This is a genomic window from Streptomyces sp. NPDC044002 (genome assembly GCF_056434525.1).
Window position 1 is genome coordinate 8766 of the sequence record NZ_JBWKEZ010000045.1, and the last position, 14315, is coordinate 23080.

Genomic DNA, 14315 nt, shown 5'->3' on the forward strand with positions numbered 1-14315 from the left:
GGTGAGAGAAAACGCCGGAGAGGGAGAACGAGTGGGCGTGAGGCCTCTGCGAAGGCACGAAGGACGCGGGGGGGGGTCGGCAGGAGGGGGGGCCCCCACCCCTGTGGGGGGCCGTCCCACGCCCTTTTGCTATTCGAGCTCCGGGTGGAGCCGGTGGGGGCCGGCGGCCGGGTCGGCGCGGAGCTTGTCCTGGAGGTACCGGCTCGTCTCGGTGAGCCTCGGGGGGCCGCTCAGCGGCGGGACGCCGGAGACGCTGGCGCCGGGGGCGACCGGGGGCTCGTAATGGTCCGGGGCGGTGACGGTGGTGTACCCCGTCGAGGCGGCGATGACCGCGGTCAGGACGAGCGCGGCCCGCGCCAGCCGCCGGGCCCGGTGTTCGCTGACCGCGCGGACGGTTGCCGCGGGGCGCGGCTCCAGGGACACGGCGGGCCGCACCGCGCCGAGCCGCTCGCGCAGCATGGCCGACCGCCGTTCGGGCGTCACCCCGGCCAGCAGGGGGATCCGGCGGGCGAGTTCGGCGTGCGCGCGCAGCAGGCGGTGCCCGGTGGCCGGGGTGCTGGCCTCGGTCTCGGCGGCGGTGTCGGGCAGGTCGAGGCCGACGCCGTCGTAGAGCAGCACCGTCCGGCGGTGTACGGGCGGCAGCGCGAGGAGGGCCTCCAGCAGGATCCGGTCGGCGGTGTCGGCCGGGGGCTTGTCGGGGCGGCGGTGGGCCCGGCGGAACCGGTGCCAGGGGGAGAGGGCGTACTCGTGCGAGGCCGAGCGCACCCAGCCGACGGGGTCCCGGTCGGTGGCCACCTCGGGCCAGCGGCCCCAGGCCTGGCGGAACGCCACCTCGACGGAGTGCAGGGCGAGGGAACGGCGGCCGGTGAGCAGGTAGGCCTGGCGGACGAGCGCGGCCGCGGCGTGGGCGTAGAGGGCGTCGAAGGCTTCGACGGCGTCCCGCGGGGGTCTCGGACGGGGCCCGTACGGCCGTCCCGGCGGGGCGGCGGGCTCCTCCGTCGGGGCAGGGGGGTGCGCCGCGGCCTGCCGAAACGGTTCATCGGGGCTGGCTGCGGGGTGCCCGTCGGGGGCCGGAGCGGCCTGAAGAAACGGTTCCTCATGGGCGGGGTCGAGGGCGGGGGCCTGGGCGGCGGGGGTTCCGCCGGGGTCCGCGGGCGTGTCGGGGGTCGGCTCGGGCTCCGTCCGGGCGGGATCCGGGGCGGCGGGCCCGGTGGCGCGGGGTGCGGGGGTTTCGCCGGGGTCCTCGGGGGCGGTGGCCGGGGAGGCCGGGGCTTCGGTGTCGCGGCCGGGGGCCGGGTGGGGGCGGCCGGGGGGTTCGCCGTGGGCGGTGGCGTCCGTGACGGGCCGCCCGGCCGCCCGGACCGTGGTGGCGCCGTCGCCCGGCGCCGGACCGGCGGGGGCGCCCGGGCGGAACGGGTCGCCCGGGAGCCGCCTGCCCGGGGCCGGGCCGTCCGGGGCGGAGTTGCCCGGGGCCGGGTCGCCCGCGGCGGTGGCGGGTGCCGCGGCGGGGGAGGCGTGGAGGGGGGCCGGCTCGGCCGGGGGCGGGGGTGCCGGTTTCGCGGAGCGCTTGGCGGTGGTCCGGGGTCGGTGGGTGGGCGGGCCCGCCGCCACTGGCCGTACCGGCGCGGCGGACCCGGCGGCCGCGAGCCGGTCCAGCAGTGCCGCGTACGCCTCGCGCGTGCGCCCGCGGGGCTCGGTGCGGCCGCACTCCCAGGAGCGGACGGTGGTCGCGGTCACGCCGACCTCCGCCGCGACCTCCTCGTACGTCAGCCCGCCCGACTCGCGCAGCCACCGGCGCTCCTTGGGGGACGGGAGGCCCAGCTCCGAACCGGAGGACGCTTCGACGTCTTGTGTCATGCCACTCTCCCCGCGACACGGCTGCTCTGGGCAATAAAGTACATAAACGTATCTTGGACGACACAGCGGATAATCGGTCGTTACCGGGACATAGCGCGTGTCGAGGGCACCATGGCCACGTGACCCAAGTGACCGAACGCGGGACGCCGTTGCAGGACTCCCCGCGGCACGCGGCCCCGCGGCGCCGTTCACCGGCGGCCGCCGCCTGCGTGCTGGGCGGCGCCGTCGCCGCCGGACTGGGGCTCGGCTTCCTCGCCGTGCTCGTGATCGTGCTGTGGATCAGTTCCCCCTACCCCGACAGCGGACCCGGCGGCGCGCTGCACCTCGCCGCCGGGCTGTGGCTGATGGCCCACGGCACCGAACTCGTCCGCTACGAGACCCTCTCCGGGGTGCCCGCCCCCGTCGGCCTGGTCCCGCTGCTGCTCGTGGCGCTGCCCGTGCTGCTCATGCGGCGCGCGGCCCGGCTGGGCAGTGCCTCGGGGGACGCCGCCGGGGCCGAGGGGGACGAGGTGCTGCCGGCCGGCGCCGTGTTCTCCGCAGTGACCTGCGGCTACCTGACGGTCGGCGCGTTCGCCACCGTGTACGCGGCCGGCGGGCCGATGCCGGCGGACCCGCTCAGCGCGGCCTGGCACGTGCCGCTGGTGGCCGTGCTCGCCGCCGCCGGCGGGGTGTGGGCGGCCAAGGGCAAGCAGTCGGGGCCTCTGCCGGAGTGGGTTCCGGGGAGCGTACGCCGGGCCGTGGCCCGCCCCCGTTACGCGCTGGCGCTGCGCTCCGGCGCGGCCGGGGTGCTCGTCCTGCTGGGCGGCGGAGCCCTGCTCGTCGGGATCTCGCTGGCCTGGCACGGGCCGGAGGTGCAGAACTCCTTCCTGGCGCTGACCGGGGTGTGGTCGGGGCGGTTCGCGGTGCTGCTCCTCGCGCTGGCGCTGATCCCGAACGCCATGGTGTGGGGTGCGGCGTACGGGCTCGGCCCCGGGTTCGTGCTCGGCGCCGGGGCGGTGGCCACCCCGCTCGGGCTGGAGGGGCACGCGGCGCTGCCGAGGTTCCCGCTGCTGGCGGCGCTGCCGGCGCCGGGGCCGGGGAGCCCGCTGACGTGGGCGGCGCTGGGGCTGCCGGTGGCGGCGGGGCTGGTGGTGGGGTGGTTCGCGGTGCGGCGGGCGCGGGAGGTCTCGTACGGGGAGACCGCGCTGACGGCGGCACTGGGCGCGCTGGTGTGCGGGCTGGCGATGGCCGGCCTCGCGGCGGCTTCGGCGGGGCCGCTGGGGTCGCGGATGCTGGCGGGCGTCGGGCCGGTGTGGTGGGCGGTGGGTGCTGCGGCGGCGGGGTGGACGCTGGTGCTGGCGGTGCCGTTGGCGGTGGGGGTGCAGGTGTGGCGGACCCGGCCGGTCCGCTCCGCGGCGGGCGGGGTGGAGGGGGACGCGTGGCACGACTCGGGGGTGCGGGAGCTTCGGTGGGAGGCGTTGCGGAGGGCGGCCGAGCCGTTGGTTGCTCCCGCGGTGGAGGTGCCGGTGGCTCCGCCGGTGGTTGTTGCTCCGGTGGAGCCGGTGCCGGTGCTGCCCGTGGCGGTGGTGGGGGCCCGGGTGCTCGCGCGGCGGCGTCCGGAGTCCTGACGGGGGCGCCGCTGCGCGGGGCGGGTCCCCTACCCGCCCTTCACCCGTTCTCGCCTCAAAGGCCGGCGGGGCTGAAAGAGCCGGGCGCTGCGCGCCCGGTGCGCTCAAACGCCGCGCGGGCTGGATGTATCCAGCCTCGCCGGCGTTTGAGGCGCGGGGGTCTGGGGGCGGAGCCCCCAGGGGGTCCGGGGCAGCGCCCCGGGGAACGGGCGAAGGGTGGGGCGGGGAGTAGCCCGCGCAGCGGTCGGCCGCGCCCCCCCGGGAGGGGTCAGCGTTGGACTCGGAGGATCTTGCCGATCGTGTTGTCCGGGAGGAGGGTGTTGCACTTCAGTTCCGCCGTGCGGGTCAGCGCGTCGTCGCGGCAGACGTAGAAGTCCTTGTACGCCAGCTGCAGCGCGTACGACCCCGCCGCCAGCATCAGCGCCAGCGTGGCCGTGACCAGGCCGCCCACCGCCGCCGCGCGCTGGGGGCGGGCCGCCGGGCCGAGGGCGGACAGGCCGCCGGGGTCCGCGCCGGACGCCGGGCGGCCGCGGAGGGCGCTGATGCCCCAGTACATGGCCAGCGCGCCCAGCAGCAGCCCGACCGACGGGATGCCGAAGATGCCGAAGAAGAAGCCCCACATGCCCGAGAGGAGCGCGTAGCGGGCGCGCCGCTGGACCGGGTCCATGGGGTCCCAGCGGGCCGGGCCGCCCTCGCCGGGGTCGCCCGGGCCGCCGCCCGGGCCGCCCGAACCGCCGCCGTCCTGCGGCCGCTGCGGCTGCCGGGGCTGCCACGGCTGGTCGGGCCGGTCCTCCGGCGGTGCCGCGAAGGGGTTGTCGTCGGTCGAGGGGTCGGGCTGGCGGCGGTCCGGCATCGAGTGTGTGACTTCCCCTGTGTCGTGCGCGGGCGCGCCCCGCGTACGAGGGCGCGTTCCGCGGCGTTCGCGGCTTGTACGCCAGACGCTACCGCCCGGCCGTCCCCCCGTCCCTCGGGGGCGGTCCGGTGTGCCGGTATCGTTGCAGGCGGTCGGTGGCTTCGTATGGTTCCCCGTATATCGGTACCCCGAAGTTTCGTATGACCGCACAAGACGAATGTCGCAAATCCTGTGAGAAAGGGCCTCCCATGGCCGCCTCCCGCCTGGTCGTGCTGGTTTCCGGCTCCGGCACCAACCTCCAGGCCCTGCTCGACGCCATCGAGGCCCACCCCGGCGGAGCCGAGGGTTTCGGGGCCGAGGTCGTCGCCGTCGGCGCCGACCGCGACAACATCGCCGGTCTGGAGCGGGCGGAGAAGGCGGGGATCCCCACCTTCGTGTGTCCGGTGAAGGCCTACGCCAGCCGTGAGGAGTGGGACGCCGCGCTCACCGAGGCGACCGATGCCCACGCGCCGGACCTGGTGGTCTCCGCCGGCTTCATGAAGATCGTCGGGAAGAGCTTCATCGACCGCTTCGGCGGCCGGTTCGTCAACACCCACCCCGCCCTCCTCCCGGCCTTCCCCGGAGCGCACGGGGTGCGCGACGCCCTCGCGTACGGGGCGAAGGTCACCGGCTGCACGGTCCACTTCGTGGACAGCGGCGTGGACACCGGTCCGATCATCGCCCAGGGTGTCGTGGAGATCCGGGACGGGGAGGACGAAGCCGCGCTCCATGAGCGCATCAAGGAAGTCGAGCGCCAGCTGCTCGTCGACGTCGTGGGGCGCCTGGCCCGGCACGGCTACCGCATTGAGGGACGAAAGGTAACAATCCAGTGACCGCCAACGAAACGACGACGGCTACGACCCAGCGGCCGATCCGCCGCGCGCTCGTGAGTGTCTACGACAAGACGGGACTGGAAGAGCTGGCCCGCGGCCTGCACGAGGCGGGCGTCGCGCTCGTCTCGACGGGCTCCACCGCCTCGAAGATCGCCGCCGCCGGGGTCCCCGTCACCAAGGTCGAGGAGCTCACCGGCTTCCCCGAGTGCCTCGACGGCCGCGTCAAGACCCTCCACCCCCGCGTGCACGCCGGCATCCTCGCCGACCTGCGCCTGGAGGACCACCGCAACCAGCTCGCCGAGCTGGGCGTGGAGCCCTTCGACCTGGTGATCGTCAACCTGTACCCGTTCCGGGAGACCGTCGCCTCCGGCGCCACCCCCGACGAGTGCGTCGAGCAGATCGACATCGGCGGTCCCTCGATGGTCCGCGCCGCCGCCAAGAACCACCCCTCGGTCGCGGTCGTCACCAGCCCGGCCCGCTACGCCGACGTCCTCGCGGCCGCCCAGGGCGGCGGCTTCGACCTGGCCGCCCGCAAGCGGCTCGCGGCCGAGGCCTTCCAGCACACCGCCGCCTACGACGTGGCCGTGGCCTCCTGGTTCGCCGACGACTACGCCGCCGCGGACGACTCCGGCTTCCCCGACTTCCTGGGCGCCACGTACGCGCGGAAGAACGTGCTGCGCTACGGCGAGAACCCGCACCAGGGCGCGGCGCTCTACGTCGACGGCACCGGAGGCCTGGCCGAGGCGGAGCAGCTGCACGGCAAGGAGATGTCGTACAACAACTTCACGGACACCGACGCCGCGCGCCGGGCCGCGTACGACCACGCCGACCCCTGCGTCGCGATCATCAAGCACGCCAACCCGTGCGGCATCGCGACCGGTGCCGACGTCGCCGAGGCGCACCGCAAGGCGCACGCCTGCGACCCGCTCTCCGCGTTCGGCGGCGTCATCGCCGTCAACCGCCCGGTGACGGTGGAGCTGGCCGAGCAGGTCGCGGAGATCTTCACCGAGGTCATCGTGGCCCCGGCGTACGAGGACGGCGCCGTCGAGGTGCTGGCCCGCAAGAAGAACATCCGCGTGCTGCGCGCCGAGGGCGCCCCGGCCAACCCGGTCGAGGTCAAGCCGATCGACGGCGGTGCGCTGCTCCAGGTCACCGACCGCCTCCAGGCCGAGGGCGACGACCCGGCGAACTGGACGCTGGCCACCGGCGAGGCGCTGTCCGCCGGGGAGCTCGCCGAGCTCGCCTTCGCGTGGAAGGCCTGCCGCGCCGTCAAGTCCAACGCGATCCTCCTCGCGAAGGACGGCGCCTCGGTCGGCGTCGGCATGGGCCAGGTCAACCGCGTCGACTCGGCGAAGCTCGCCGTCGAGCGGGCGGGCGCCGAGCGCGCGCAGGGCTCGTACGCGGCCTCGGACGCCTTCTTCCCCTTCCCCGACGGGCTGGAGATCCTGACCGCCGCCGGTGTCAAGGCCGTGGTCCAGCCGGGCGGTTCGGTCCGCGACGAGCAGGTCGTCGAGGCGGCGAAGAAGGCCGGCGTGACGATGTACTTCACCGGTACCCGCCACTTCTTCCACTGAGCCGTAGGGCAGCAACGGCGAAGGCCGCGTCCCGCAGTGCGGGACGCGGCCTTCGCCGTGAGCGGTGTGTACTGCCTGCTGCTTACTTCTTGACGACGATCGTGCCGGCGGCACGGTCGTGCCAGCCCTGGAGCTTGCCCGAGTTGTCGAAGAAGGGGGAGAGGTAGACCAGGAGCTGGCCGATGCCGCAGAGGACGGAGCCGACCATCGGGATGATCCAGCGGATGAAGCCGCCGCCGATGCCGGGGACCTGGCCCGTGTTCTCCTTGACGACCTTCAGGCCGAGGGCCATCTTGCCGACGGTGGCGCCGACGAAGGCGATCATCAGCCATTCGTAGAGCAGGGTGGCGAGGCCGAGGATCAGCAGACCGCCGAAGAAGGCCGCGAAGATGCCGCCCGCGGCCTCGCCGGCCTGGGCCGACGCCTCGTTGAGGCAGGTGCTGTACTCGGGGGACAGCGGGTCGATGCCCGAGCAGTCCTTGATGTCGCTGGCCGCACCGAAGGCGCCCGCGAACACGACGGAGCTCAGGATGAAGTACAGGACACCGATGATCAGACCGTCGATCACGCGGGCGCCGAAGCGGCGGCCCATCGTGGCGACCTGGACGGTGCCGAGGCCCGCGACGTTGATGTAGCCGTTGTTGGCCTGGAGGGTACCCGGCGCCTGGGGCGGGACACCGTAGGGCTGCTGGCCCTGCTGCGGGTAGCCGTAACCGGGCTGGCCCTGCGGCGGGACGCCCTGCGGGGCCTGCTGCGGGTAGCCGTAGCCGGGCTGGCCCTGCGGCGGCTGCTGAGGCTGCTGCCCGTAGGGGTTGTTCGGGTCGCCGAAGCTCATCTGGGTCTTTCCTCCGTGAAGTGCGGGGACGCACGGCACGCTGGAGGACACTTGCTTCTGCGGTACGCCCCCCGGCACTGCCCGCGGCACTCTTTCCGATCGTCTTGCTGCCCGTCATCGTGGTGGGCCCGTACCGGGCTTGTCCAGCCAGTTGCCGGGGCGGGCCAGACTTGTTGTGCAAGTGCAATCAAGAGCGCGATCCGGCCGAGGTCCGATTGGAACCCGGGTCGCCCCATCCGGGAGGATGCCCCCATGACCGCCCAGATTCTCGATGGCAAGGCCACCGCGGCCGCGATCAAATCCGAACTGAAGGCCCGCGTGGAGCAGCTGAAGGCCCGGGGCGTCACCCCCGGCCTCGGCACCCTCCTGGTCGGTGACGACCCGGGCAGCCGCTGGTACGTCAACGGCAAGCACAAGGACTGCGCCGAGGTCGGCATCACCTCCATCCGCCGCGAACTGCCCGCCACGGCCTCCCAGGAGGACATCGAGGCGGTCGTGCGCGAGCTGAACGAGGACCCCGACTGCACGGGCTACATCGTCCAACTCCCGCTCCCCAAGGGAATCGACACCAACCGCGTCCTGGAGCTGATGGATCCGGCCAAGGACGCCGACGGCCTGCACCCGATGTCGCTGGGCCGGCTGGTCCTGAACGAGCAGGGCCCGCTGCCCTGTACCCCGTACGGGATCGTCGAGCTGCTGCGCCACCACGGGGTCGAGATCAACGGCGCGCACGTCGTCGTACTCGGACGGGGCATCACCGTCGGCCGCTCCATCGGGCTGCTGCTCACCCGCAAGTCCGAGAACGCCACCGTGACGCTGTGCCACACCGGTACGCGCGACCTGGCCGGGCTGCTGCGCCAGGCGGACGTCGTCGTCGCGGCGGCGGGCGTCCCGCACCTGGTGAAGCCGGAGGACGTCAAGCCGGGCGCGGCGGTGCTCGACGTCGGCGTCAGCCGCGACGAGGACGGCAAGATCGTCGGGGACGTCCACCCGGGCGTCGCCGAGGTGGCGGGCTGGCTCTCCCCGAACCCGGGCGGTGTCGGCCCGATGACGCGGGCGCAGCTGCTGGTGAACGTCGTCGAGGCGGCGGAGCGGACCACCAGTGCGGGCTGAGCACGACGTGAGCGGTACGGGCGGGGCACCCGGCGAGGCGCCCCGCCCGCAGGACGGGGCTCCGGGCTCCGGCGCGGCGTCGGGTGCCGGCGAGAAGCCCGGTCCCGGCGAGGCGTCGGGCCCCGGTAAGGCCGCCGGTCCCGGGCAGGCGGCGGCGGAGCGGCCCGCGGCGCCGGCGGTCGCGCGGTCGCGGCGGTTCCCCACCGTCACCCAGGACACGGCCCGCCCCGAGGGCGGCGGCCGCGCGATCCCGGGGGCGGTGTCCACGCCGGCCCGTCAGTGGCCGATGCTCAGCGTCCTCGCCGCCACCGCGGTGGGGCTGCTGACCACGGCGATGGGACAGGCGCGGGTCGGCTGCCTGGTGATCGGCGTCGCGCTGATCGCGGCGGCGGTGATGCGGCGCGTCCTGCCCTCGGTGGGCATGCTCGCGGTGCGCTCCCGCTTCACGGACATGATCACGTACGGGGTGCTGGGCGTGGCCATCACGCTGCTCGCGCTGGTCATGGAACCCTCGCCGTGGCTGAAGATCCCGTTCCTGGAGAGCGCCGTCCGCTTCACCGTCCGCTGACGACCTCCCGCAGGGCGCCCAGGGCCGCGGCGACCGCCGGCCGGGTCTCCGTGCCGGCCCGGACCAGCGCCTGGAGGATCCGCCCCCGGCCCGGCAGCTCCACCACCGCCGTGCCGGGCGGCGGCGCGTCGCACAGCAGCTTCGGCAGCACCGACGCGGCCCGCCCGGCGGCGACCAGCCACAGCCCGGCCCGCAGGTCGGAGCACTCGTGCGCGATGCGCGGGGTGAACCCGGCGTTGCGGCAGGTGTGCACGAGCATCTCCCGGCAGCTGCTCGGGGCGGGCGCCGAGACCCAGTCGGCCTCGCGCAGCGCCGCCGGCCCCTCCCGCTCGTAGGCCGGCAGCAGCGCCTCGGGCAGCGCCAGGCACAGCGAGTCGTCGAACAGGGGGACGGCGGTGGTCCCGCTCGCGGGCGCGGCGCCGAGCAGCGGGTACGCGTACGTCACCGCGAGGTCCAGGCGCCGCCCGCGCAGCTGCGGCACGGCCTCCTCGGGGTCGGCCTGGACCACGCGCGGCCGCAGCCCGGGATGGCGCCGGGCCAGCAGGGCGACGAGCGGCGCGGCCACCGTCGCCAGGGCGCTCGGGGCGCAGCCGACGTACAGCTCGCCGGCCGGGCCGGTGTCCAGGGCCCGTACCGCCCCCTCGGCCCGCTCCAGGGCGGCCAGCACCGGTTCGCAGGCGGCCGCCAGGGCCGCACCGGCCGGGGTGAGCCGCAGGCCGCGCCCCTCCCGCTCGACGAGGGCGGCCCCGGCCTCGGCCTCCAGGGCGCGCAGCTGCTGGGAGACCGCGGAGGGGGTCACCCGGTGCAGCTCGGCGACCGCGGTCACCCTCCCGTGCTCGGCGAGGTCCCGCAGGATGACCATCCGCTTCACATCAAGCATGAGCTCAGCTTAACGATGGGTGTAGCCGAAGTAGCTGGACTTCACGATGGGGCGCGGCGGATGCTCCTCGTATGAACGCTCCCCTGAAGGTGCTCCTGGTCGGAGCCAACGGAACCCTCGGCAGCGCGGTCCGCACGGCCCTGCGCGAGCGCGGCCACGAGGTGGTCACCGCCTCCCGCAAGGGCGCGGACGTGTACGTGGACATCACCGACCCCGAGTCCATCCGGGCGATGTACGACGCGGCCGGCCCCGTCGACGCGGTGGCGAGCGCCGCCGGCAGCGTCCCGTGGCGCCCGCTGTCCGAGCTGAGCACCGCCGACGTCCGCGAGGGCCTGGAGGGCAAGGCCGTCAGCCAGGTCGAACTGGTCCGCCAGGGCGCCCCCCGGCTCCCCGCGCACGCCTCCTTCACCCTGGTCACCGGCATCCTCGCGCGTGAACCTCTGCTCACCGGCTCGGTCGCCGCCCTCGCCAACGGCGCAGTCGAGGCCTTCGTACGGGCCGCCGCCATCGAACTCCCCGGCCGCCAGCGGATCAACGCCGTCAGCCCGACCGTCTTCACCGAGTCCCTCGACGCGTACGGGGACGCCTTCGCCGGATTCGACCCGGTACCGGTCGCCCGCGCCGCGAACGCCTACGTCAAGTCCGTCGAGGGACACCGGACGGGCGAGGTCTTCCGGGTGGAGTGACGGCCGGGAACGGGGGCGTACACCCGTCCGGACCTTCGAAACCTCCGCACCCGGGTACCCGTGTGCCGTGGACCACAGGGTCCGGGGGATTGGGGGCCCCGCGGGTCGGATAGCCTGACCGCGGATGTCTCTTCACGTCAAGATTCACAGGACAGGGAAGCGGCGTCCTCCCCAGTCATTGGGGTCCAGCACATGGGGCGGGGACGCCCCACCGCCAGCTGTCTAACGGAGAAGGCCATGACCCGCACTCCCGTGAATGTCACTGTCACCGGCGCCGCCGGCCAGATCGGCTACGCGCTGCTCTTCCGCATCGCGTCCGGCCACCTGCTCGGCGCGGACGTGCCGGTCAAGCTCCGCCTCCTGGAGATCCCCCAGGGCATGAAGGCCGCCGAGGGCACCGCCATGGAGCTCGACGACTGCGCCTTCCCGCTGCTCAAGGGCATCGACATCTTCGACGACCCGAACAAGGGCTTCGAGGGCGCCAACGTCGCGCTGCTCGTGGGCGCCCGCCCGCGCACGGCCGGCATGGAGCGCGGTGACCTGCTCTCCGCCAACGGCGGCATCTTCAAGCCGCAGGGCAAGGCCATCAACGACCACGCCGCGGACGACATCAAGGTCCTGGTCGTGGGCAACCCGGCCAACACCAACGCGCTCATCGCGCAGGCCGCCGCCCCGGACGTACCGGCCGAGCGCTTCACCGCGATGACCCGCCTGGACCACAACCGCGCGCTCACGCAGCTGGCCAAGAAGACCGGCTCGGACGTCACCGACATCAAGCGCCTCACCATCTGGGGCAACCACTCGGCGACCCAGTACCCGGACATCTTCCACGCGGAGATCGCCGGCAAGAACGCCGCCGAGGTCGTCAACGACGAGGTGTGGCTCGCCGACACCTTCATCCCGACCGTCGCCAAGCGCGGCGCCGCGATCATCGACGCCCGTGGCGCCTCCTCGGCCGCCTCGGCCGCCAACGCCGCCATCGACCACGTGCACACCTGGGTCAACGGCACCGCCGCGGGCGACTGGGCCTCGATGGGCATCCCGTCGGACGGCTCCTACGGCGTCCCGGAGGGCATCATCTCCTCCTTCCCCGTCACCACCAAGGACGGCAAGTACGAGATCGTCCAGGGCCTGGACATCAACGAGTTCTCCCGTGCGCGCATCGACGCGTCCGTGAAGGAGCTCGTCGAGGAGCGCGACGCCGTCCGCGCCCTCGGCCTGATCTGATCCACCCGTCCTGAGCAGGCCCTTCACCCGAAGGCCTGACCGGTACGAATTCCGAAGCGCCCCGTCCAAACCCGGCCGGGGCGCTTTGGCGTGAAAGCACCTGTCCAACCATGTAGGTGGAAAATAAGGTCGCCCGGTGACCGACCACCTGATTCCCCCTCAGTCCGGCGGCGGTGACGCCGGAGCGGACCCGCACGGCGGCCGTCCGCCGGTACACCCCTCCGTCAGCGAAGCCGGCCGCCTCCTGTGCGCCGGGACCTACCTCGACTCCGCGTACCGCGATCGGGTGATCGACGAGCTCTTCGTCCACGAGGAGCGCATCGCCGCCCCCTCCTACGGCTTCGACGCCTCCCGCGTCCTCGCCCACGCGCTGCGCGCCCGCCGCATCGAGCTCGCCTGGGCCGCCGGGGTCATCGGCGCCTGGTTCGTCGGATCCCTGCTGACCGGCTGGCAGCTCACCCTGCTGCTCATCCCCTTCCTCCAGCTGAGCCTCGCCAACTGGCTGGGCGCCCGGCGCAACCGGGTGGTCCGCTTCCTGGGCCTGGTCCTGCGCATCTACACCTGGGTGTGGCTGGTCTTCATCGTCCTGGCGGTCTGGACGGCCATGACCGGCAGCTTCACCGCGCTCGCCGCGCTCCTCGACGTCTTCTCCTTCTTCTCCGACGCCGCCGCCTACGCCGCCGCCGACCTGTCGAGGCCCGGCACGAGCGGTTCCCTGAGGGCGTGGCTGATGCCGCTCGTCTTCGCGGCCCTCGTCACCGTCGTCGGCCTCCAGCGCGGCCACGCCGCCCGCATCGTCCTGCGGGAACTCTCCCCGTCCCGGTACGCCGACCACGCGGGCGACCCCGCCGAGTCCTCGCAGAGCCCCCGCTTCGCCCGGGTCCGCGCCCGGATCCGGCGCGAACAGCACGCCCCGCTGGTCATGTACGGCATCAACGCCCCGTTCACCGGGGCGGGCGAGGCCTTCCGGCCCTGGCAGCTCTCCGTGGAACTGCGCCCCCGCGACGACCTCGGCCCCGGCCGCAAGCCGCAGCCCGTCACCAACGCGCACATCGTCGGACGCATCACCCCGCTGCTGCACGCCCTGCGCGTGCCCTCCCCGCACGGCTCCCGGGAGGCCCAGGAAGCCGTACTGGACCGGCTGCGCGAGCTGGCCGTCGACGAGTGCGTGTTCCTGCCCGCCGTCGGCCTCCCGCACCGCGACGCGGCCCCGCTCTCCCCCGAGCAGTTCGCCGGGCACCGCCTCGGAGCCGTGGAGGAGGGCGGCGAGCGGCGCCGGCACTTCCTGCGCATCCGGGTCGGCGGCTGGGACGAGAACCTCGTCGTCACCGTCTTCGTACGGGTCCACACCCAGGGCGGCATGCTGATGCTGGAAGTGGCCCCGCACGTGCTGCTCCCCGTACGCGCCGGGTTCCAGAACGCCGACGCGGCCGCCCAGCGGCTGCTGAACAACAACTGGCTCGGCAAGGCCGCCGACGCGCTCACCGCGACCCCCGGCTCGTTCGCCGCGTCCGTCGCCACCCTGGGCCGCGGATACCTCAGCTGGAGCCGGATCGCCACCGGCGGCCACGGCGGCGCCCGCCCCGAGGGGCCGGGGCTGTCGGTGCGGGAACTCGCATCGATGGACGACGGCTCCCTCTTCCACCTCATGGACCTCGACCGGTATCTGAAAACGATTCAGGACAGGGTGGTCGGCGGGGTTACCGTCGCCCTGCACGAAGCGGGCTGGCACACCGAGGAGTTCGCACGGCGCGCGGTCACCGTCGCCGAGGGCGGGGTCTACATCCAGTCGATGAACAACAGCGCGGCCAGCTTCGGCGGCAACAACAACACCAACACCATCGGTACGAGCGGCAAGGGGAGCAGCGGTGGCAAGTAACGACGACGCGCGCGGGATCCGGATCGGCGACGTCCACGGCAGCGCCTTCAGCATCGGCGGCAGCAACAACACCAACACCGTCCACAACGGAGGCGGTGCGCAGGACCGGGCGCCCAGCGCCGAGGAGCTGCTGGAAGGCGTACGCGAACTGCGCGCCGCCCTCGTACGGCTGCCCCGCAGCCCCGAGCGCGCGCAGCTCGACGCCGAACTCGACGAGGCGGCCGGGGAGCTGGAGGAGGCCGAGGAGATCCGGCCCGGCCTGCCCGCGCGGCTGCGCGGGGCACTGGAGCGGTGGGCGCCGCTGGTGGAGACGCTGAGCGCGGCCACCGCGCTGGGCGGGCTGCTCGCCTCGCTGGGAGGCTGA

Annotated in this window: 13 protein-coding genes; 9 read left to right on the forward strand and 4 right to left on the reverse strand. The window is 74.2% G+C overall.

Translation table 11 applies throughout. From position 1 onward, the window contains the following. Positions 1 to 129: 129 nt before the first annotated feature. Entirely contained in the window at positions 130 to 1857 is a 1728-nt protein-coding gene (locus tag AC07A6_RS28240) for a helix-turn-helix domain-containing protein (RefSeq protein WP_478779025.1), read from the reverse strand. Between the two features lie 119 nt (positions 1858 to 1976). Between AC07A6_RS28240 and AC07A6_RS28245 the strand changes: the two genes are divergently transcribed. Next, complete coding sequence (locus AC07A6_RS28245) at positions 1977 to 3464, forward strand: cell division protein PerM (protein WP_478779026.1); 1488 nt, start codon at positions 1977 to 1979, stop codon at positions 3462 to 3464. Between the two features lie 268 nt (positions 3465 to 3732). On the opposite strand, the gene AC07A6_RS28250 is transcribed toward AC07A6_RS28245, so the two are convergent. Beyond that, complete coding sequence (locus tag AC07A6_RS28250) at positions 3733 to 4317, reverse strand: hypothetical protein (RefSeq protein ID WP_478779027.1); 585 nt, start codon at positions 4315 to 4317, stop codon at positions 3733 to 3735. A 248-nt stretch (positions 4318 to 4565) separates the two neighbouring features. Between AC07A6_RS28250 and purN the strand changes: the two genes are divergently transcribed. Together purN and purH are read left to right on the forward strand one after the other, a co-directional pair. Next, on the forward strand, positions 4566 to 5189 hold the full coding sequence (gene purN / locus AC07A6_RS28255) for a phosphoribosylglycinamide formyltransferase (protein ID WP_385771808.1): 624 nt from the start codon (positions 4566 to 4568) through the stop codon (positions 5187 to 5189). After that, positions 5186 to 6763, forward strand: a complete 1578-nt coding sequence (purH, locus tag AC07A6_RS28260; protein ID WP_385771809.1) for a bifunctional phosphoribosylaminoimidazolecarboxamide formyltransferase/IMP cyclohydrolase — start codon at positions 5186 to 5188, stop codon at positions 6761 to 6763. Before purN ends, purH begins: the two co-directional genes overlap by 4 nt. Before the next feature lie 82 nt (positions 6764 to 6845). Here purH and AC07A6_RS28265 read toward each other — a convergent pair whose 3' ends face one another. After that, on the reverse strand, positions 6846 to 7598 hold the full coding sequence (locus AC07A6_RS28265; protein ID WP_007266003.1) for an RDD family protein: 753 nt from the start codon (positions 7596 to 7598) through the stop codon (positions 6846 to 6848). 252 nt (positions 7599 to 7850) lie between these two features. On the opposite strand from AC07A6_RS28265, the gene AC07A6_RS28270 reads away from it, so the two are divergent. Beyond that, positions 7851 to 8711 (forward strand): bifunctional methylenetetrahydrofolate dehydrogenase/methenyltetrahydrofolate cyclohydrolase, encoded by an 861-nt coding sequence (locus tag AC07A6_RS28270; protein WP_478779028.1) that lies wholly within the window; start codon positions 7851 to 7853, stop codon positions 8709 to 8711. 7 nt (positions 8712 to 8718) lie between these two features. Beyond that, positions 8719 to 9279 (forward strand): DUF3017 domain-containing protein, encoded by a 561-nt coding sequence (locus tag AC07A6_RS28275; protein WP_478779029.1) that lies wholly within the window; start codon positions 8719 to 8721, stop codon positions 9277 to 9279. Here AC07A6_RS28275 and AC07A6_RS28280 read toward each other — a convergent pair. Then, positions 9266 to 10159: a LysR substrate-binding domain-containing protein gene (locus tag AC07A6_RS28280; protein WP_478779030.1), complete on the reverse strand. Its 894-nt coding sequence runs from the start codon at positions 10157 to 10159 to the stop codon at positions 9266 to 9268. The genes AC07A6_RS28275 and AC07A6_RS28280 overlap by 14 nt on opposite strands. A gap of 71 nt (positions 10160 to 10230) precedes the next feature. Here AC07A6_RS28280 and AC07A6_RS28285 point away from each other — a divergent pair, with 71 nt between their 5' ends. From AC07A6_RS28285 to AC07A6_RS28300, 4 genes are all read left to right on the forward strand, one after another. Further along, a complete protein-coding gene (locus AC07A6_RS28285) occupies positions 10231 to 10845 on the forward strand; it encodes a short chain dehydrogenase (RefSeq protein WP_478779031.1) in 615 nt (204 codons plus the stop codon). A 237-nt stretch (positions 10846 to 11082) separates the two neighbouring features. Beyond that, a complete protein-coding gene (locus AC07A6_RS28290) occupies positions 11083 to 12072 on the forward strand; it encodes a malate dehydrogenase (protein WP_362471885.1) in 990 nt (329 codons plus the stop codon). A 136-nt stretch (positions 12073 to 12208) separates the two neighbouring features. Continuing rightward, entirely contained in the window at positions 12209 to 13951 is a 1743-nt protein-coding gene (locus AC07A6_RS28295; RefSeq protein ID WP_478779032.1) for a hypothetical protein, read from the forward strand. Continuing rightward, the gene (locus tag AC07A6_RS28300; RefSeq protein WP_362471879.1) at positions 13941 to 14315 is read left to right on the forward strand and encodes a hypothetical protein; all 375 of its coding nucleotides are present in this window, start codon (positions 13941 to 13943) and stop codon (positions 14313 to 14315) included. The genes AC07A6_RS28295 and AC07A6_RS28300 overlap by 11 nt, the downstream gene beginning before the upstream one ends.